At 72.5% G+C, this 16,857-nt stretch carries 17 protein-coding genes; 13 read left to right on the top strand and 4 right to left on the bottom strand.

The window, feature by feature from the left end; translation table 11 throughout:
- The first annotated feature begins 52 nt into the window (after window positions 1-52).
- Together AC1DPN_RS15005 and AC1DPN_RS15000 are read left to right on the top strand one after the other, a co-directional pair.
- Window positions 53-844 (top strand): FAD binding domain-containing protein, encoded by a 792-nt coding sequence (locus tag AC1DPN_RS15005; protein ID WP_477085570.1) that lies wholly within the window; start codon window positions 53-55, stop codon window positions 842-844.
- Window positions 841-3,552: a molybdopterin-dependent oxidoreductase gene (locus AC1DPN_RS15000; protein WP_477085569.1), complete on the top strand. Its 2,712-nt coding sequence runs from the start codon at window positions 841-843 to the stop codon at window positions 3,550-3,552. The genes AC1DPN_RS15005 and AC1DPN_RS15000 overlap by 4 nt, the downstream gene beginning before the upstream one ends.
- Here AC1DPN_RS15000 and AC1DPN_RS14995 read toward each other — a convergent pair.
- Window positions 3,549-4,535: an XdhC family protein gene (locus AC1DPN_RS14995; RefSeq protein ID WP_477085568.1), complete on the bottom strand. Its 987-nt coding sequence runs from the start codon at window positions 4,533-4,535 to the stop codon at window positions 3,549-3,551. The genes AC1DPN_RS15000 and AC1DPN_RS14995 overlap by 4 nt on opposite strands.
- 43 nt (window positions 4,536-4,578) lie before the next feature.
- On the opposite strand from AC1DPN_RS14995, the gene AC1DPN_RS14990 reads away from it, so the two are divergent.
- Window positions 4,579-5,847: an amidohydrolase family protein gene (locus tag AC1DPN_RS14990; protein WP_477085567.1), complete on the top strand. Its 1,269-nt coding sequence runs from the start codon at window positions 4,579-4,581 to the stop codon at window positions 5,845-5,847.
- An 8-nt stretch (window positions 5,848-5,855) separates the two neighbouring features.
- Here the strand turns inward: AC1DPN_RS14990 and AC1DPN_RS14985 are convergent, their stop codons facing one another.
- Complete coding sequence (locus tag AC1DPN_RS14985; protein ID WP_477085566.1) at window positions 5,856-6,788, bottom strand: PDR/VanB family oxidoreductase; 933 nt, start codon at window positions 6,786-6,788, stop codon at window positions 5,856-5,858.
- Window positions 6,789-7,015: 227 nt separating this feature from the next.
- Between AC1DPN_RS14985 and AC1DPN_RS14980 the strand changes: the two genes are divergently transcribed.
- The 9 genes from AC1DPN_RS14980 to AC1DPN_RS14940 all read left to right on the top strand — a co-directional run bounded on the left by AC1DPN_RS14980 (window position 7,016) and on the right by AC1DPN_RS14940 (window position 15,473).
- A complete protein-coding gene (locus AC1DPN_RS14980; protein WP_477085565.1) occupies window positions 7,016-8,257 on the top strand; it encodes an amidohydrolase family protein in 1,242 nt (413 codons plus the stop codon).
- 2 nt (window positions 8,258-8,259) lie between these two features.
- Window positions 8,260-9,042, top strand: coding sequence for an ABC transporter ATP-binding protein (locus tag AC1DPN_RS14975; protein ID WP_477085564.1), 783 nt, complete (start codon window positions 8,260-8,262; stop codon window positions 9,040-9,042).
- On the top strand, window positions 9,042-9,890 hold the full coding sequence (locus tag AC1DPN_RS14970; protein WP_477085563.1) for an ABC transporter permease: 849 nt from the start codon (window positions 9,042-9,044) through the stop codon (window positions 9,888-9,890). Before AC1DPN_RS14975 ends, AC1DPN_RS14970 begins: the two co-directional genes overlap by 1 nt.
- A 74-nt stretch (window positions 9,891-9,964) precedes the next feature.
- The gene (locus tag AC1DPN_RS14965; protein ID WP_477085562.1) at window positions 9,965-11,146 is read left to right on the top strand and encodes an ABC transporter substrate-binding protein; all 1,182 of its coding nucleotides are present in this window, start codon (window positions 9,965-9,967) and stop codon (window positions 11,144-11,146) included.
- A 90-nt stretch (window positions 11,147-11,236) separates the two neighbouring features.
- Complete coding sequence (locus AC1DPN_RS14960) at window positions 11,237-12,562, top strand: FAD-binding oxidoreductase (protein ID WP_477085561.1); 1,326 nt, start codon at window positions 11,237-11,239, stop codon at window positions 12,560-12,562.
- Window positions 12,559-13,344, top strand: a complete 786-nt coding sequence (locus tag AC1DPN_RS14955) for a creatininase family protein (RefSeq protein ID WP_477085560.1) — start codon at window positions 12,559-12,561, stop codon at window positions 13,342-13,344. The genes AC1DPN_RS14960 and AC1DPN_RS14955 overlap by 4 nt, the downstream gene beginning before the upstream one ends.
- Complete coding sequence (locus AC1DPN_RS14950; RefSeq protein WP_477085559.1) at window positions 13,341-13,964, top strand: pyridoxine/pyridoxamine 5'-phosphate oxidase; 624 nt, start codon at window positions 13,341-13,343, stop codon at window positions 13,962-13,964. Before AC1DPN_RS14955 ends, AC1DPN_RS14950 begins: the two co-directional genes overlap by 4 nt.
- A gap of 61 nt (window positions 13,965-14,025) precedes the next feature.
- Complete coding sequence (gene pucL / locus AC1DPN_RS14945; protein WP_477085558.1) at window positions 14,026-14,919, top strand: factor-independent urate hydroxylase; 894 nt, start codon at window positions 14,026-14,028, stop codon at window positions 14,917-14,919.
- Window positions 14,920-14,996: 77 nt separating this feature from the next.
- The gene (locus tag AC1DPN_RS14940; protein WP_477085557.1) at window positions 14,997-15,473 is read left to right on the top strand and encodes a nucleoside deaminase; all 477 of its coding nucleotides are present in this window, start codon (window positions 14,997-14,999) and stop codon (window positions 15,471-15,473) included.
- Between the two features lie 4 nt (window positions 15,474-15,477).
- Here AC1DPN_RS14940 and uraH read toward each other — a convergent pair whose 3' ends face one another.
- Complete coding sequence (gene uraH / locus AC1DPN_RS14935) at window positions 15,478-15,810, bottom strand: hydroxyisourate hydrolase (protein WP_477085556.1); 333 nt, start codon at window positions 15,808-15,810, stop codon at window positions 15,478-15,480.
- On the bottom strand, window positions 15,807-16,292 hold the full coding sequence (uraD, locus tag AC1DPN_RS14930) for a 2-oxo-4-hydroxy-4-carboxy-5-ureidoimidazoline decarboxylase (RefSeq protein WP_477085555.1): 486 nt from the start codon (window positions 16,290-16,292) through the stop codon (window positions 15,807-15,809). The genes uraH and uraD overlap by 4 nt, the downstream gene beginning before the upstream one ends.
- 29 nt (window positions 16,293-16,321) lie before the next feature.
- Between uraD and AC1DPN_RS14925 the strand changes: the two genes are divergently transcribed.
- Complete coding sequence (locus AC1DPN_RS14925; RefSeq protein ID WP_477085554.1) at window positions 16,322-16,855, top strand: nucleotidyltransferase family protein; 534 nt, start codon at window positions 16,322-16,324, stop codon at window positions 16,853-16,855.
- The last annotated feature ends 2 nt before the right edge of the window (window positions 16,856-16,857 follow it).

The following is a 16,857-nucleotide window of genomic DNA, read 5'->3' as shown; positions in this document are numbered from 1 at the left end:
GGTAGTCCGCGTAACGTCCGTGTCATCGGGGTGAGCAACACTCTGGAGCCTCATGGACCTGACCTCGCTGGACCACATCCGCACACCGCGTACCAGGGCTGACCTGTCGCTCGGTCCCGGCAGCGCGCCGCTGGCCGGAGGCACCTGGCTGTTCTCCGAGCCCCAGCCGCACCTGTCCGAGCTCGTGGACCTGACGAGCCTGGGCTGGGCGCCGTTCGACACGACCGACGGCCTCACGATCGCGGCGACGTGCACCCTGCGGCAGCTCGCGGACATGCCGCCGCTGCCGGGATGGCGCTCGCAGCACCTCGTCCTGGAGTGCCTGCAGTCGCTCGTGATGTCGGAGAAGATCTGGGACCTGGCGACGGTGGGCGGGAACATCTGCCTCGCGCTGCCGGCCGGTGCGCTGATCACCCTGGCCGTGGCCCTCGACGCGACGGCGGTCGTGTGGACGCCCACAGGGTCGTACGAGCTGCTCGTGACCGACCTGGTGACCGGGGTCCGGTCCACCGCGCTGGCGCCCGGCGAGGTGCTGCGGTCGGTCGTCGTGTCGCCCGAGGTCCTGGCCTCCCCTGCCGCGTTCGCGCGCGCGGCGCTGACGCGGCACGGCAGGACCGGGACGATCGTCGTCGGACGGCGGACAGGGGACGGGTTCGTCGCCACGGTCACCGGGGGCGTGCCGCGGCCGCACCGGTTCGCCTTCGAGTCCGTCCCGACGGCCGACGCCCTCGCCGAGGCGATCGACTCGATCGACGACTGGTACGACGACCCGCACGGCGCCCCGGACTGGCGTCGGGCGCAGACGTTGCGCCTCGCGTCGCAGGTGCGGAAGGAGCTCGCATGAGGCTCGAGGTGAACGGCGAGGCGCTCGAGGTCGACCCCGCGCCCGGGCAGGTGCTGCGGACCCTGCTCCGCGAGCACGGGCACACCGAGGTCAAGAAGGGGTGCGACGCGGGCGACTGCGGCGCGTGCACGGTCCTGCTCGACGGCCGCCCGACGCACTCGTGCCTGGTCCCCGCCGCACGCGCCGAAGGGCGGTCGGTCACCACGGTCTCGGGGCTCGGCACGGTCGACGCGCTGCACCCCGTGCAGGAGGCCTTCGTCGACGCCGCGGCGTTCCAGTGCGGCTTCTGCACGGCCGGCTACGTCACGACGGTGGCCGGTCTGGGAGTGTCGGGCGACGTCACCGAGGACACCGCCCGGGCGCTCAAGGGGAACCTCTGCCGGTGCACGGGGTACCGCTCGATCTGCGACGCGATCCGCGGCACCCGCAACACCGTCGACCCGCTCGCCGGGCAGGACGCGGGTCGTTCGGTGCGTGCACCGGCGGCGCGTCGCATCGTGACCGGCAACGAGGCGTACACGCTCGACGAGCCGGCCGAAGGCCTCACGCACATCGCCGTGCTCGGCAGCCCGCACGCGCACGCGCGCATCGTGTCGATCGACGCGTCCGCGGCCCTCGCGGCGCCCGGCGTCCTGACGGTGCTGACGTACGAGGACTCCCCCACGCACCAGTTCTCGACCGCCCGGCACGAGAGCCGTCTCGACGACCCCGACGACACGCTCGTCCTGGACCGCGTCCTGCGGTTCCGCGGGCAGCGGGTGGCCGCGGTCGTCGCGTCGTCGCTGCGCGCTGCCGAACGCGCACGCGAGCTGATCCGGGTCGAGTACGAGGTCCTGCCGGCCGTCGTCGACCCGTCCGCTGCTCGCCGCCCCGGCGCACCGCTCGTGCACGGCGACAAGGGTCCCGAGGCGCGCATCTCCGAGCCCGGCCGCAACGTCGTCGCGCAGCTGCACGACGAGATGGGCGACGTCACCGCGGGACTGTCGGCGGCTGCCCACCGCGTGCACGGGACCTGGCGGACGAGCCGCGTCGCGCACGCGTCGTTGGAGACCCACGCGACGCGCGGCTGGCTCGACGAGGACGGTCGGCTCGTCCTGCGGACCAGCACGCAGGTGCCGTACCTGACCCGCAAGGAGATCGCGCACCTGTTCGACCTCGACGAGTCCCGCGTCCGGGTGCTCACCGGACGCGTGGGCGGCGGGTTCGGTGGCAAGCAGGAGCTGCTCACCGAGGACCTCGTCGCGCTCGCCGTGCTGCGGACGGGCCACCCGGCGCAGTACGAGATGACGCGGTCCGACGAGTTCACGATCGTGCCCAGCCGGCACCCGTTCCGCGTGGTCGTGGACCTCGGCGCCACCGAGGACGGCGTCCTGACCGCCATCAAGGTCGACGTGCTGGCCAACACGGGCGCGTACGGCAACCACGGGCCGGGCGTCATGTTCCACGGGGTCAGCGAGTCGGTCTCGGTGTACCGCTGCGCCAACAAGCGCGTCGACGCGGAGTCCGTCTACACGCACACGATGCCGTCGGGCGCGTTCCGCGGGTACGGGCTCGGCCAGGTCATGTTCGCGATCGAGTCGGCGATGGACGAGCTCGCGCGCCGCGTCGGCATCGACCCGTTCGAGCTGCGTCGGCGCAACGTCGTCGTCCCCGGCGACCACCTGCTCGTCACGGACCCCGACGAGGTGGGCGACCTCGACATGCACTCGTACGGGCTCGACCAGTGCCTCGACCTCGCGCAGGCTGCCCTGGCCGACCGGTCGGCCGACGAACCGGCCCCGCCGGGCACCCTGGTCGGCGAGGGCATGGCGATCGCGATGATCGCCACGATCGCGCCGCGCGGGCACTACGCCGAGGCGGCGGTCCGGCTGCTCGACGACGGCCGCTACGAGGCGAGCGTCGGCACGACGGAGTTCGGCAACGGGACGACGACCGTCCACGGGCAGCTCGTCGCGCAGGCGCTCGGCACCACGGTCGACCGCGTGCTCATCCGGCAGTCGGACACCGACGTCACCGGCTACGACACCGGGGCGTTCGCGTCGGCAGGAGTGGTCGTCGCGGGGCTCGCCCTGCACCGTGCCGCACTCCAGCTCCGCGCCAAGATCCTCACGGCGGCAGCCGCCCTGCGCGAGCACCCGTCCGACGCACCTCGCACCGGGGACGCCTCCGTGCTGGGTGTCGACGACGCGGACGGCGTGCCGCTCACCGAGATCGCGCACGCGGTCCCCGGGCTCACGGGGCACGGGACGCACGACGGATCCCCGCGATCCGTCGCGTTCAACGTGCACGCGTTCCGGGTGGCGGTCGACCCAGCGACCGGTTCCGTGACGATCCTGCGCTCCGTCCAGACCGTCGACGCCGGCACCGTCCTGCACCCCGAACAGCTGCGCGGGCAGGTCGAGGGCGGTGTCGGCCAGGCGATCGGCACCGCACTGTTCGAGGAGGTCCGGCTCGACGACGAGGGCCGCGTGACCACCGCGTCGTTCCGGTCGTACCACGTGCCGCAGATGGTCGACCTGCCGCGCACCGAGGTGCTGTTCGCGCAGACGGTCGACGACCTCGGGCCGCTCGGCGCCAAGTCGATGAGCGAGGCCCCGTACAACCCGGTCGCCCCGGCGCTGGCCAACGCGGTCCGCGACGCCCTCGGCGTCCGCCCGTACGAGCTGCCGATGTCGCCCGACCGTCTGTGGCGGCTGGCGAGCTCCTAGACCGCTGACGCTGCCCGGTGGATCGGACCGACCGTGGCGGCGAGCGGGAGGCCCGACGAGCCCGCGCGGCCTGCGAGGACCTCCGCGAGCACCGAGACCGCTGTCTCGGCGGGCGTCGACGCGCCGATGTCGAGGCCGATAGGGGCGTGCAGCCGGGCGAGCTCCTCGGCCGTCGCGCCGCGTTCCAGCAGCCCGACGACCCGCCGGTCCTGCGTCCGCCGGGACCCCATCGCGCCGACGTACCCGGCACCGCCGCGCAGGGCGGCCAGCACCAGGTCGGCGTCGAACCGGTCGTCGTGCGCCATGACGCACACGACGTCACGCGGGCCGAGCGCGAGACTCTCCAGGTGCCGGACCGGCCAGTCGACGACGACCTCGTCGGCCCCCGGGTGCCGTCGAGGCGTGGCGAGGACGGCGCGCGCGTCGCACACGGTGACGCGGTACCCCACGGCCTTGGCGGCGGACGCGAGCGCGGCGGAGAACTCGAGCGCGCCGTAGATCACCATCCGGTCCGGCGACGCGACCGACTCGACGAACACCTCCACGTCCGCGAACCGCACGATGCCCGTGCGGGCCTCGGGGACGCGCCCCTCGGGCAAGGTCCCCCACAGCGGCGTCACGACGGTCGCCGGCTCCCCGCGTGCGGCGGCGGCGAGCGCGGGAAGGTCTCCCGCGCCGAGCTCCCGTGCGTGCACGCGCAGCACCCCGCCGCAGGTCAGACCCACCGCGAACGCGTCCTCGTCGGTGACGCCGTACTCCTGGATCCCCGGTTCGGCACCCGCGAGCACGGAGGCGCACAGCTCGTACAGCGCTCCCTCGACGCATCCCCCGGCCACGCTCCCGAGGGCCTCGCCGGTGTCGTCGACGGCCATCGACGTGCCGACGACGGTCGGACCGCTGCCTGCCATGGAGATGACCGTGGCGACAGCGACGCGGTGCCCGTCGGTGAGCCGGGCCAGCAGCCGATCAGCGATCTCGAACATCCAGGTCACCTCCCCGACACGTGCGGGTGCTAGCAAGTCCTCCATGCTGACACTGACCGGCGCACGAGCGATCGTGATCGACGCGACGACCGAGACCACCGGCGACCTGCACATCGTCGACGCCGCCGTGAGCGCGACCCCGGCGACGGACGCCGAGCGCCTCGACGTCGACGGCTGCGTGGTGACGCCCGGACTGGTCAACGCGCACCACCACCTGTTGCAGACCGCGTTCCGCACGCTGCCCGGCACGCGCGGGGTGCCGATGAGCACGTGGTTGCCGACCATGGCCGCGGCCTACGCCGAGGTCGGCATCGATGGTGAGCTCAGCAACGTCGCCGCCGCCGCGGGACTGGCCGAGGCGCTCCTGAACGGCGTCACCACCGTCGCAGACCACCACCTGACCTGGCCCGCCGACGCGGAGGCGTCCCTCGACATCGCGCGGGGCACCGTCCAGGCGGCGCAGCGGCTCGGCGCCCGGCTGGTGTTCGTGCGTGGCAGCGCACGCGACGACCCCGAGGTCGCGGCGGCGTCGGCGTCGCTGCTCGCCGAGTCGGTCGAGCAGGGGCCGCTGCTGCAGCTCGCCGTCGGACCCGCGGGCGTGCACAGCGACCAGCCCGAGACGTTCCGGCTGCTGGGTGAGGTCGCGCAACGGTACGGGCTGCGCCGACGCACCCAGGCGAACGAGCAGGTCGACGTCGCGATCGCGCAGGAGCGGTACGGCCGCCGTCCCCTCGACCTGCTCGACGAGTGGGGCTGGCTGGCGCCCGACGTGACGCTCGCCCACCTCTGCGGCGTCACCGACGACGAGATCGCGCGCGTCGCCGCGTCCGGCGCGAGCGCGACCCACGCACCCGGGTGCGACCTGCCGATGGGCTGGGGCATCGCCCCGGTCGCTGCCCTGCGCGACGCGGGCGTGGCGGTCGGGCTGGGCACCAGCGGCGGTGGCAGCAACGACGCCGGGCACCTGCTCGCCGACGCGCGGCTGGCGCTGCAGGTGGCCCCGCTGGTCGGTCGCCCGCTCGCCGCACGGGAGGTGCTGACCATGGCCACCGCGGGCTCCGCAGCCGGTCTGGGCCGTCCCGAGCTGGGTCACCTCCGTCCCGGTGCGGCCGCGGACCTGTGCGTGTGGGACGTCTCCGGGGTGGCCGACGCGGGCGTCGCCGATCCCGTCGCAGGGCTCCTCTGGGCGTCGCCCGGACGCCGGCCCCGGCACGTGGTCGTGGCGGGCCGGGTGGTCGTGCGCGACTACGTGCTGCAGACCGCCGACGAGCAGACGGTCGTCGCCGACCTGCGCCGCAGGGTCGGGCGGTAGGCGCCGCTTCACAGCTCGAGCACCAGCGCCGGTCCCGCGGCGCGCGAGACGCAGATCATCATGGTCTGGCTCGCGCCTCCCGGCCCGATGACCGAGTCGCGATGCTCGACCGCCCCCTCCAGCACGGGCGTCTCGCAGCTGCCGCACGTCCCGACGCGGCACGACGACACCACGACCGCCCCGCTCTCCTCGACCGCGTCGAGGATGCTGCGCCCCGGGTCCACGGTCAGGAACGTGCCCGTCAGGGCGAGCTCGACCTCGAACGGGTCGGCCCAGACCGGCGGCCCGAACTCGCGGGCCTCGAACCGCTCCGCGTGCGCGGTGCCGCCGGAGACCTCGTCGATCGCGTCCAGCAGCCGACGGGGCCCGCAGCAGACGATCTGGCCCTCCGCCGACGCCAGCAGGCCGAGGTCGAGCCTGCGCCCCTCGGACGCCGCGTACACGTGCACCCGGTCCGGATGCGCCGCGACCAGCTCGTCGACGAACGCCATGGTGGACCGCGACCGCCCGGCGTAGTGCAGCGACCAGTCGGTCCCCGAGGCGTCGGCCGCAGCCACCATCGACAGCAGCGGCGTGATCCCGATGCCGCCCGCGACGAACTGCGTCGGCGTCCCGGCGTCGAACGCGAAGTGGTTCCGCGGCCCCCGCAGCCGCAGGGTGTCCCCCACCGCGAGCTCGTCGTGCACGAACACCGACCCGCCCCGACCGTCCGCCTCACGCAGCACGGCCACCCGGTAGGCCCCACGGTCGGCCGGGTCACCGCACAGCGAGTACTGCCGCTCGACGCCACCCGGCAGCACCAGGTCGACGTGCGAGCCCGGCGTCCACGGCGGCAGCGGTCGGCCGTTCGTCGGCACCAGGTCGAGGGCGACCACACCGTCGGCGAGCACCGTGCGCGCGCGCACCTGAACGGGTCGCTGGATGTCGCTGAACACGCTCACGGAGCCTCCTGTGCACCTGGCCAGATCTCGTTCGCATCACCGTACGAGGCCCGTGTTAACAGCAGCGCAAAGACCGTGACGTGGAAGGACCACTCTCGTTACACCCGAGAAACGGCCGGTGCCTAGCGTGCGTACCCAGCAGTAGATATAGACCCCCGCGACGGCGCACCCGCCCGGGTGAGCCACGCGCTCCCCGCAGGAGGTTCCCGATCACGTTCGCGCCCCACATGCTCCCCCGCCGCCTCGAGAGGCTGCTGAACGCCCGCCTCGCCGACGGCACGGTGGTCGACATCCAGCTCGACGGGGACCGCGTCGCGGCGGTCGTCCCGGGTGGGACGCTCGACCCGGCCGACCCCGACTCGACGCTCGAGCTCGACGGCTTCCTCCTGCTGCCGGCGCCGGCCGAACCGCACGCGCACCTCGACAAGGCGCTGTCCTGGGACGCGATCCGCCCGCCGATGGGCGACCTGAGGCTCGCGATCGACTCATGGCACGCCTACTCGGACCAGATGACGGTCGACGAGATCGCCGACCGGGCCCGCACCCAGGCGCTCACGATGCTCGCGCACGGCACGACGGCCGTCCGCAGCCACGTCGACCTGCTGCCCGGCCCGGAGCCCTTGCGCGGTGTGCACGCGCTGCTCCGGGTGCGCGACGAGCTGCGCGGCCTGATCGACCTCGAGCTGGTGACCCTCGGCGGGTACCTCACGCCGACCGAGGACCACGAGGCCGCGCTCGCGGCGGGCGTCGACCTGGTCGGCGGCGCCCCGCACCTCGCGCCCGACGCGCTCGTCGAGCTGGCCCGGCTGCTCGAGACGGCACGCAAGGCGGGTGTCGGCGTCGACGTGCACACCGACGAGAGCCTCGACTGCGACGTGACGCTCGACGTGCTCGCACGAGCTGTCGTCGGATGGCAGGCACCGGTGAGCGCCGGGCACTGCGTGCGGCTCGGCACGCTCGAGGGCCCTCGTCGCGACGAGGTCATCGCCGACGTGCTCGCCGCGAACGTCGGCGTGATCGCCAACCCGATCACCAACCTCTACCTGCAGGGCTGGGACGACGACGTCGCGACGCCGCGCGGACTGACCGCGGTCCGCGCGCTCGTCGACGCCGGGGTCCGGTTCGCCGCGGGCGCCGACAACGTCCGCGACCCGTTCAACCCGCTCGGCCGCAGCGACGCCCTCGAGACCGCGATGCTCCTGGTCGTCGCCGGGCACCTGTCGGTCGACGAGGCGTACGCGGCCGTCAGCACGGGCGCTCGCGACGTCATGGGCCTGCCGGTCGCGGGCGTCGTCCCCGGAGCGCGCGCCGAGCTGCTCGCCGTGCGCGGGACCGACCTCGTCGGTGTCGTCGCGACCGCCAGCCTCGACCGCTACGTGATCCACGCGGGACGCCTGGTCGCCGCGAGCGAGACGCACTCCCAGGTCGCCGCCCCGGTGCTCCTGCCCACCTACCCCGAAGCGAGGTGACCGTGTCCGTCACGACACCCACCGTCCCCCACGAGACAGCGGCGACACACGTGCAGCCGCTGCTCGGGTTCGAGAACGTCGCCATGACGTTCCCCGGCGGCACCGTCGCGCTGTCCGGGGTGGACCTCACGGTCGGCCGCGGCGAGTTCGTCTCGGTCGTCGGGCCGTCCGGCTGCGGCAAGTCGACCCTGCTGCGGATCGCGTCGGGCCTGGAGACCGCGAGCGAGGGCACCGTCACGCTCGCCACCGACCACATCGCCTACGTGTTCCAGGACGCGACGCTCCTGCCCTGGCGCAACGTCCTCGGCAACGTCGAGCTGCTGGCCGAGCTCAAGGGGCGTGGACCCAAGATCCGTCGGGAGAAGGCGCGCGAGGCGATCAAGCTCGTCGGGCTCGACGGCTTCGAGAAGCACCTGCCCAAGCAGCTCTCGGGCGGCATGAAGATGCGCGCGTCGCTCGCCCGCTCGTTCACTCTCGACCCTGAGCTGTTCCTGTTCGACGAGCCGTTCGGCGCCCTCGACGAGATCACGCGCGGCCGCCTGCAGGACGAGCTGCTCAAGCTGTTCACCGAGCAGCACTTCGCAGGTCTGTTCATCACGCACTCCGTGGCCGAGGCCGTCTACCTCTCGACCAAGGTCGTCGTCATGTCGGGCCGCCCGGGGCGCCTCGTGCAGTCGTTCGACATCCCGTTCCCCATGCCGCGCGACCCCGACATCCGCTACTCGCCGGAGTTCATCGAGGTCGTGGGCCAGGTCTCGCACGCCCTGAAGGAGGCACACAGCTGATGGCTGCCACCACGATCGACAGCGAGGTCGCCTCCGGGGCGCGTGCGGTCACCCCCGTCGCCGCCCGCCGACGCAAGCGCTCCACCATCTCCTGGCTCGGACCGGTCGTCGTCTTCATCCTGATGATCGGCCTCTGGTACCTGCTGGCGTACTACTACGACCAGCGCGGGCTGCCGTACTTCGTGCCCTACCCGCACCAGGTGGTCCAGGCGATCTTCGCGCCGGGCGAGTTCCAGGTGCTGATGACCGCGCTGCTGCACAGCACCGAGGTCGCGATGACCGGCCTCGCGATCGCGATCGTGCTCGGTGTGACCTGGGCGGTGCTCATGTCGCAGGCCACCTGGATCGAGCGCTCGCTGTTCCCGTACGCGGTGGTCCTGCAGTGCATCCCGATCCTGGCGCTCGTCCCTCTGATCGGGATCCTGTTCGGCTACAACTTCCAGGCACGCGTGATCGTCACCGTCCTCATCGCGCTCTTCCCTCTGGTCGCAATGACCCTGTTCGGTCTCCAGTCGGTGGCCAAGCAGCAGCGCGAGCTGTTCCAGCTCCAGGGCGTCAGCCGCGCCACGATGCTCATGAAGCTCCAGTTCCCCGCCGCGCTGCCCTCGATCTTCGTCGGGCTGCGGACCTCGGCCGGGCTCGCGGTGGTCGGTGCCGTCGTCGGCGACCAGTTCTTCCAGCGGGGCAACCCGGGGCTCGGCGTGCTCATCCAGCTGTACGCCAACCGCCTGCAGGGGCCGGACCTCTACGCCGCGATCATCGTCGCCTCCCTGCTCGGCGTCACGGTCTTCGTCGTGTTCGGCTGGCTCGGCAAGCTCGTCGTCGGCCGTTGGTACGACTTCTCGTAGCCCATCTGTACAACCCAGTCTCCCGGCCACCCCCGCGGCCGTTGGATCGCCCGACCCCAACGAAAGAGAGAACCATGCGCACACCGAACCGCACCGTCGTCGCCGCAACCGCTGGGATCGTCCTGACCACCTTCGGGCTGGCCGCCTGCGCCGGCGGTTCCGACGAGACCGACGCCGTCGCCGCGGCGACCGCCGCGAGCGGCTCGGTCGACCTGTCCGACGTCTGTCCGGCCACCGTCGTCGTGCAGACCGACTGGAACCCGGAGGCCGACCACGGTCACCTGTACGAGCTGGTCGGGCCCGGCTACACCGTCGACGCCAACCAGAAGACGGTGACCGGCGACCTCGTCGCGGGTGGCGAGCCGACCGGCGTGAAGATCGAGGTCCGCGCGGGCGGTCCGGCCATCGGCTTCACGCAGGCGTCGGCGCAGATGTACACCGACAAGGACATCACCCTCGGCTACGTCTCCACCGACGAGGCCGTCCAGCTGTCCGACAAGTTCCCGACGACCGCCGTGTTCGCAGAGAACGACAAGTCTCCGATGATGGTCATGTGGGACCCGGAGACGTACCCGGACGTCAAGGACATCGAGGGTCTGGGTGCCGCGCTCAAGGAGTCGGGCGGCGTCATCCGGTACTTCAACGGTGCCGCGTACATGAGCTACCTGACCGGCTCGGGCATCCTCGACGCCTCCGTCACCGACGGCAGCTACGACGGCACGCCGGCCAACTTCGTCGCCGCGGGCGGCAAGGACGCGCAGCAGGGCTTCGCGACGGCCGAGCCGTACATCTACGAGAACGAGGTCCCGGCCTGGGGCAAGCCCGTGACGCTGGAGACCATCCACGACACCGGCTTCCCCATCTACCCCGAGGCCATGTCGGTGCGGTCCGACGACCTTGAGACCCTGACTCCCTGCCTCGAGAAGCTCGTGCCCGTCATGCAGCAGGCGGACGTCGACTACATCGCCGACCCGTCGACGACGAACGCGCTGATCATCGACCTGGTCGAGCAGTACAACAACGGCTGGGTGTACTCCGCCGAGGTCGCCGACTTCGCGGTGGAGCAGATGAAGAAGCTCGAGATCGCGACCAACGGCGACAACGCGTACGTCGGCGACATCGACGAGGCGCGCATGCAGTCGGTCATCGACATCCTGACGCCGATCTACACCGAGGCCGGCGCTCCCCCGAAGTCGGGCCTGACCCCGGCCGACCTGTTCACGAACGAGTTCCTGGACCAGTCGATCGGGTTCTGATCTCGGGTTCTGACGTCACCTGACGAGGCGGCGGACCCAGCTCCGGCCGGGCCCGCCGCCCTGTCGCTCCTCGTTCGAAAGGCACCACCCGTGCAGACCACGACCGCGATCGACGCCCTGATCACCGACCTGCAGGCTCTCCTCGGCGAGAGCGGGGTGTCGACCGACCTCCGCGTCCGGGAACGCGCGAGCGTCGACGGCGCCAAGATGTCGCCCGTCATCCTCGAGCTGCTGCCGCTCGGCCTCGCCGACGTCGTGGCCTTCCCGACGAACGCCGACCAGATCGCGGCGTGCGTCGCGGCGGCGGTCGAGCACGGTGTCGCCGTGACGCCGCGCGGCAAGGGCACCGGCAACTACGGCCAGGCCATCCCCATGCCCGGTGGGCTGGTGCTCGACCTGACGCGTGCACGCGCGATCGTCGAGATCGGCGACGGCTGGGTCACCGCCGAGGCGGGAGCGACGTTGGTCGCGATCGAGGCCGCGGTGCGCGAGAACGGCCAGGAGCTGTGGATGTACCCGTCGACCGCGCAGTCGACGATCGGCGGGTTCCTGTCCGGCGGCTCGGGCGGCACCGGGACGATCGTGCACGGCGCCAACCACCAGGGCTTCGTGGTCGCGCTCGACGTCGTGCACGCTGTGGGCGGTGCGTCTCTCGTCCATGTCGACGGTCCTGATGCGCAGGCCTACGTCCACAACTACGGGACCGCCGGCATCCTCGCCCGCGTCACCGTCCGGCTCGAGCCGCTGCAGGACTGGCGCGGGTTCTACGCGTCGTTCGACGACCAGCACACCGCCTTCCGCGTGCTCCGCGACATCGGCCGGCTCTCCCCTGCGCCACGGTTGGTCTCGGCGGACCACCCGACCATCGCCGCGGCGCTGCCGCCCGACGACGCCCTGCCCGACGGGCGCGCGAGCCTACGCGCCATCCTGGACCCGGCCGCCGTCGAGGCCGCCACGGCGCTCGTCGTCGACGCCGGCGGTGCGGTCGAGGACCTTCGCGACGGACCGCAGGCGTCCCTCAAGCTGTCGGTGCTCTCCTACAACCACCCCATCGAGTGGCTGCAGAAGTCCGACCCCGGCACCTACGTGCACCTCGAGGTGGCGGGCGACGCGCTCGTCGACCGGCTCGAGGAGGTCCAGGCGACGATCCCGGGCGGCCTCCTGCACCTCGAAGCCGGGCACACCGTCCCGATCGGCATGCTCGCGGGCGTGTACGAGGGGCCTGAACGGCTCGCCGAGGTGATCGACGCCCTCGGCGCCCTGGGCGTCGGTGTGCACAACCCGCACCAGTGGAACGTCGACTTCGAGGTCGAGCGCACGGTCGGCCTGGCCGCTACCACCGACCCGGCGGGCCTGCTCAACCCCGGCAAGCTCAACCCGTCCTACGACGGCCCCCGCAAGGGCGCGATCCGATGAGCCGCCTGCTCGCCGAGCTGTCCGGCCCGGCCACCGGTCGGGTCCTCGGACCCGACTCGGTCCTCGTCGTCCCCACGGGCGCGATGGAGCACCACGGCCCGCACCTCCCGCTGATCACGGACTCGCTGATCGCCGAGAGCGTCGCCACCGCGGCGATCGCGCAGGCGGCCGCGGACGGGCTCGACGTGTGGCAGCTGCCCACCCTGACGTACACCAAGTCCGACGAGCACTCCTGGGCGTCGGGAACCGTGTGGGTCAGCGCGAGCACCCTGCTGTCCACGCTGGTCGACATCGGCCGTTCCGTCGCCGCCACGCCCGCCCGCCGCCTTGTCTTCCTCAACGGCCACGGCGGCAACACCGCGATGCTCGGGGTCGCGCTGCGCGAGATCCGCCGGCTCCACGGCCTGTCGACGTTCTCGATGCCGGCGGGCATGCAGATCGCGGGAGCGGGCGGGGCAGACGAGCCCGACGAGCACGGCCTCGGCATCCACGCCGGCTACGGCGAGACCTCGCTGGTCCTGCACCTGCGCCCCGACCTCGTCGACATGAGCCAGGCCCGTCGCTCGGTGCCGGAGCACATCGCGGCGATGACCCACCTCGGGTTCAACGGGACCACCGCGCAGTTCGGCTGGCTGAGCAACGACTTCGGTCCTGACGGCGTCATCGGCGACCCCACCGGCGCCACCGCCGCGGCGGGGGCCACCCTCTTCGACGCGTCCGTCCGTCGCGCGGTCGACGTGCTCACCGAGATCGCCTCGTTCACGCACGGAGCGCCGCGATGACGCCCCGACATGCGCAGCCGTCGACCGCCGAGCAGGGTGGCGAGGTGATCACGCAGGTTCCCCCGGAGGTCTGGCAGGTCCTGCAGGAGTGGCTCCCGACCAACGACGACCCCGATCGTCCCGTGATGACCCTCGCCACGGTCGACCGCTCCGGCGCTCCCGACGCCCGCTCGGTGCTCCTGAGCGAGTACGACCGCCACGGGCTCTACTTCCACACCGACGCCGGCTCCCGCAAGGTCACCCAGCTCGCGGACATCCCGCAGGTGGCCCTCGTCGTCCGCCCCCTCGACGCACCCCGCCAGCTCGTCGTGCGCGGTGTCGCCGAACGGGCCGAGAACGCCGAGACGGACCGCGCGTACGCGCATCGTTCTCCCTATCTCCAGCAGCTCGCCTGGTTGAACTCGCCCGAGGTCGCCCTCCTGCCGCCGGACGAGCGCCGGACCGCCTGGGCCGACTTCGCGGCGATCCACCCCACGCTCGAGCCGCCCGCCACCTGGGTCGGCTTCCTCGTGCGGCCGACCAGCCTCACCTTCTGGACCGGTGCGGACGACTCGGTCAGCCACCGCCGCGAGTATCGGCTGACCGACGGCTACTGGGTCCGCAGCGAGCTGCCCGGATGAGCGCGCACCGCCGTCGTCCTGCGGAAACGCGGGCGTCATCTGTGCGAGGCAGACTGCGCTCATGACGGCCCGACTGCAGTCCCACCAGTACGGCAAGGCCGAGACGCGCGTCGTGCGGATCGTGCGCGACACGCCTCGTCACGAGATCCGCGACCTCAACGTCAGCTCGGCGCTGCGCGGCGAGTTCGACCCGGCGTACCTCACGGGCGACCAGTCCGCGGTCCTGCCGACGGACACCCAGAAGAACATGGTGTTCGCGTACGCCAAGGAGCACGGCGTCGAGTCGCCCGAGCGTTTCGGCATCCTGCTGGCCGAGCACTTCGTGCACGACATCGCCCCCGTCACGGGCGCCCGCGTCGACGTGCAGGAGTACGCGTGGGTGCGCGCGGTCGTCGACGGCGCGGACCACGACCACACCTGGGTGCGCAGCGGGCAGGAGGTCCGCACCGCGTCGGTGACGGTCGACGAGGGCACGACGACCGTCATCGCCGGCCTGAAGGACCTCACGGTCCTGAAGTCGACGGGATCGGAGTTCACGGGCTTCCTCAAGGACGAGTACACGACTCTCCAGGAGACGACGGACCGCATCCTCGCGACCTCCCTGATCGCGCAGTGGCGCTACGCCGGGACCGACCTCGACTTCGACGCCACCTACGCCCAGGTGCGCGCGATCATGCTCTCGACGTTCGCGACCCTGCACTCCCTCGCGCTCCAGCAGACCCTGTGGCACATGGGGACGCAGGTCATCGAGCAGGTGCCCGAGGTGCTGGAGGTCCGGTTCGCCGCTCCGAACAAGCACCACTTCCTCTCGGACCTGAGCCCGTTCGGGCTCGAGAATCCCGGCGAGGTCTTCTGGGCGGCGGACCGCCCGTACGGCCTGATCGAGGCGGCCATCCTCCGCGAGGGCGCCGCCCCGGCCGACGCCGCCTGGACCCGCTCGATCGGGGCCCCGTGAGCACCGACCTGTCGGCGCGATACTCGGAGGGTGGCTCCGTCGACGAGTCCACCTCGACACGGTCTGGGAGGCGACCTATGACGTCGACCGACGACGAGACCTGGCTCACCGAGGCGGTCGCCCTCGCCACGGCGAACGTCGCCGACGGCGGTGGACCGTTCGGCGCCGTCGTGGTCCGCGACGGCGTCGCGATCGGGATCGGCCAGAACCGCGTCACCCGGGACAACGACCCGACGGCCCACGCCGAGGTCCAGGCCATCCGTGCCGCGTGCCAGGCGATCGGCGACTTCTCCCTCGCGGGCGCCACCATCTACTCCTCGTGCGAGCCGTGCCCGCTCTGCCTCGCCGCCTGCCTGTGGTCCCGCGCCACCCGCGTCGTGTTCGCGGCCAACCGCGACGACGCGACCCGGGCCGGCTTCGACGACACCCTCTTCTACGAGCTCATCGCCGCCGACCGCGCCACCTGGCCCATGGCCGTCGAGGCCCACCGCATCGCCACCAGCGCCGAGCCCATGGACGCCTGGCTCGCCCGCCCCGGCAGGGTCGAGTACTGAGCGGTCAGCTCCCCCGGTACGTCGAGTACGCGAACGGGCTGAGCAGCAGGGGCACGTGGTAGTGCTCGGCGTCCACGACGTCGAACACCACGACGACCTCGGGATGGAACGCGGTCTGCCCGGTCGCCGCGAAGTAGGCGGCGGTGTCGAACGTGAACCGGTAGCGCCCCAGGGGCACCGAGTCGGGCCCGAGCCCGCGTGCGCGGCCGTCGTCGTCGGTCAGGCCTGAGTCCAGCTCGACCCACGCGCCCTGCGTGAGCGACGCCAACGTCACGGGCACCCCGACCGCCGGCCGCCCGAGGGCCGTGTCGAGCACGTGCGTGGTCAGCTGGCTCATGCGGACTCCTCGATGGGAAACAGGGACTGCAGCCGCAGCAGGGCGATCTGTCGCAGCTGGTCGGCGACCTCACGCTCCTCCTCGGCGGGCGTCAGGGCGAGCCGTCGGTTCAGCTCGGCAAGGATCTCGGGCCGCGAGCGCCCCGCGGCGCGGATCAGGAAGATGCGTCCGAACTGCTGCTCGTAGGCCACGTTCCCCTGGGCCATCGCGGCGACCAGCGCAGGGTCGTCGGTCGCCGACGCGCTCTGCTCCGACCGGCTCAGCGCCGCCGACGCCCCCGACCCCTGCGACCCGATGCGCGGGTGCGTGGCGAGGGCCTCGTCCACCTCGGCCGGCGACAGCGACCGCGCGGCGAGGTCGGCGACGGGCAGCAGCTCCGTGACGGACTCGTAGGGGCAGCCGGACGCGACCTCGGACACCCACCGCGCGACGTGCAGCGCCGTCTCGAGCCGGGATCGCGTGGCGGGGGTGTCCTGGATCATGAGCTCACTTTCATGGCACGGTACGGGGCGTGCCATTCATCAGCGGGATCGTGCTCGCCGCAGGTGCCGGAACCCGCCACGGCGGCCCGAAGGCGCTCGTGCCGGGCTGGCTCGACGACGCGGCGCGCCTGCTCCTCGACGGCGGCTGCGAGCGGGTGGTGGTCGTCCTCGGTGCGGCTGCCGACGAGGCACGCGTGCTGCTCCCGGCCGACTCGCGCGTCACCGCGGTGGACGCCGACGACTGGTCGGACGGCGTGGGAGCCTCGCTGCGCGCGGGGCTCGCGCACGCGATGGGCGACGCCGTCCTGATCACGCTCGTCGACCTGCCGGGAACACCCGTGTCGGTCGTCGAACGCGTCCTGAGAGAAGGCGGCCGCGACGCCTTGCGGCAGGCGACCTACGACGGCCGCCCGGGACACCCGGTCCTCGTCGGCGCGAACCACTGGGGCCCGCTGGGCGCGTCGGTCAGCGGCGACCGCGGCGCGCGCCCCTACCTGGTCAGCCACGGCGTGACCGAGGTCGAGTGCGGCGACCTGCACCACGGTCGCGACGAGGACGCATAGCC

Source organism: Cellulomonas sp. P4_H4, assembly GCF_056400865.1.
The sequence above is the reverse complement of the archived record's forward strand: the minus strand, read 5'-3'. Positions and strand labels throughout refer to the sequence as shown.

Excerpts from the sequence above, each read along its gene's own strand:
- AC1DPN_RS15005 (WP_477085570.1), top strand. The coding sequence starts at position 53 with ATGGACCTGACCTCGCTGGACCACATCCGCACACCGCGTACCAGGGCT.
- AC1DPN_RS15000 (WP_477085569.1), top strand. The coding sequence starts at position 841 with ATGAGGCTCGAGGTGAACGGCGAGGCGCTCGAGGTCGACCCCGCGCCC.
- AC1DPN_RS14995 (WP_477085568.1), bottom strand. The coding sequence starts at position 4,535 with ATGTTCGAGATCGCTGATCGGCTGCTGGCCCGGCTCACCGACGGGCAC.
- AC1DPN_RS14990 (WP_477085567.1), top strand. The coding sequence starts at position 4,579 with ATGCTGACACTGACCGGCGCACGAGCGATCGTGATCGACGCGACGACC.
- AC1DPN_RS14980 (WP_477085565.1), top strand. The coding sequence starts at position 7,016 with ATGCTCCCCCGCCGCCTCGAGAGGCTGCTGAACGCCCGCCTCGCCGAC.
- AC1DPN_RS14970 (WP_477085563.1), top strand. The coding sequence starts at position 9,042 with ATGGCTGCCACCACGATCGACAGCGAGGTCGCCTCCGGGGCGCGTGCG.
- AC1DPN_RS14965 (WP_477085562.1), top strand. The coding sequence starts at position 9,965 with ATGCGCACACCGAACCGCACCGTCGTCGCCGCAACCGCTGGGATCGTC.
- AC1DPN_RS14955 (WP_477085560.1), top strand. The coding sequence starts at position 12,559 with ATGAGCCGCCTGCTCGCCGAGCTGTCCGGCCCGGCCACCGGTCGGGTC.
- AC1DPN_RS14950 (WP_477085559.1), top strand. The coding sequence starts at position 13,341 with ATGACGCCCCGACATGCGCAGCCGTCGACCGCCGAGCAGGGTGGCGAG.
- pucL (WP_477085558.1), top strand. The coding sequence starts at position 14,026 with ATGACGGCCCGACTGCAGTCCCACCAGTACGGCAAGGCCGAGACGCGC.
- AC1DPN_RS14940 (WP_477085557.1), top strand. The coding sequence starts at position 14,997 with ATGACGTCGACCGACGACGAGACCTGGCTCACCGAGGCGGTCGCCCTC.
- uraH (WP_477085556.1), bottom strand. The coding sequence starts at position 15,810 with ATGAGCCAGCTGACCACGCACGTGCTCGACACGGCCCTCGGGCGGCCG.
- uraD (WP_477085555.1), bottom strand. The coding sequence starts at position 16,292 with ATGATCCAGGACACCCCCGCCACGCGATCCCGGCTCGAGACGGCGCTG.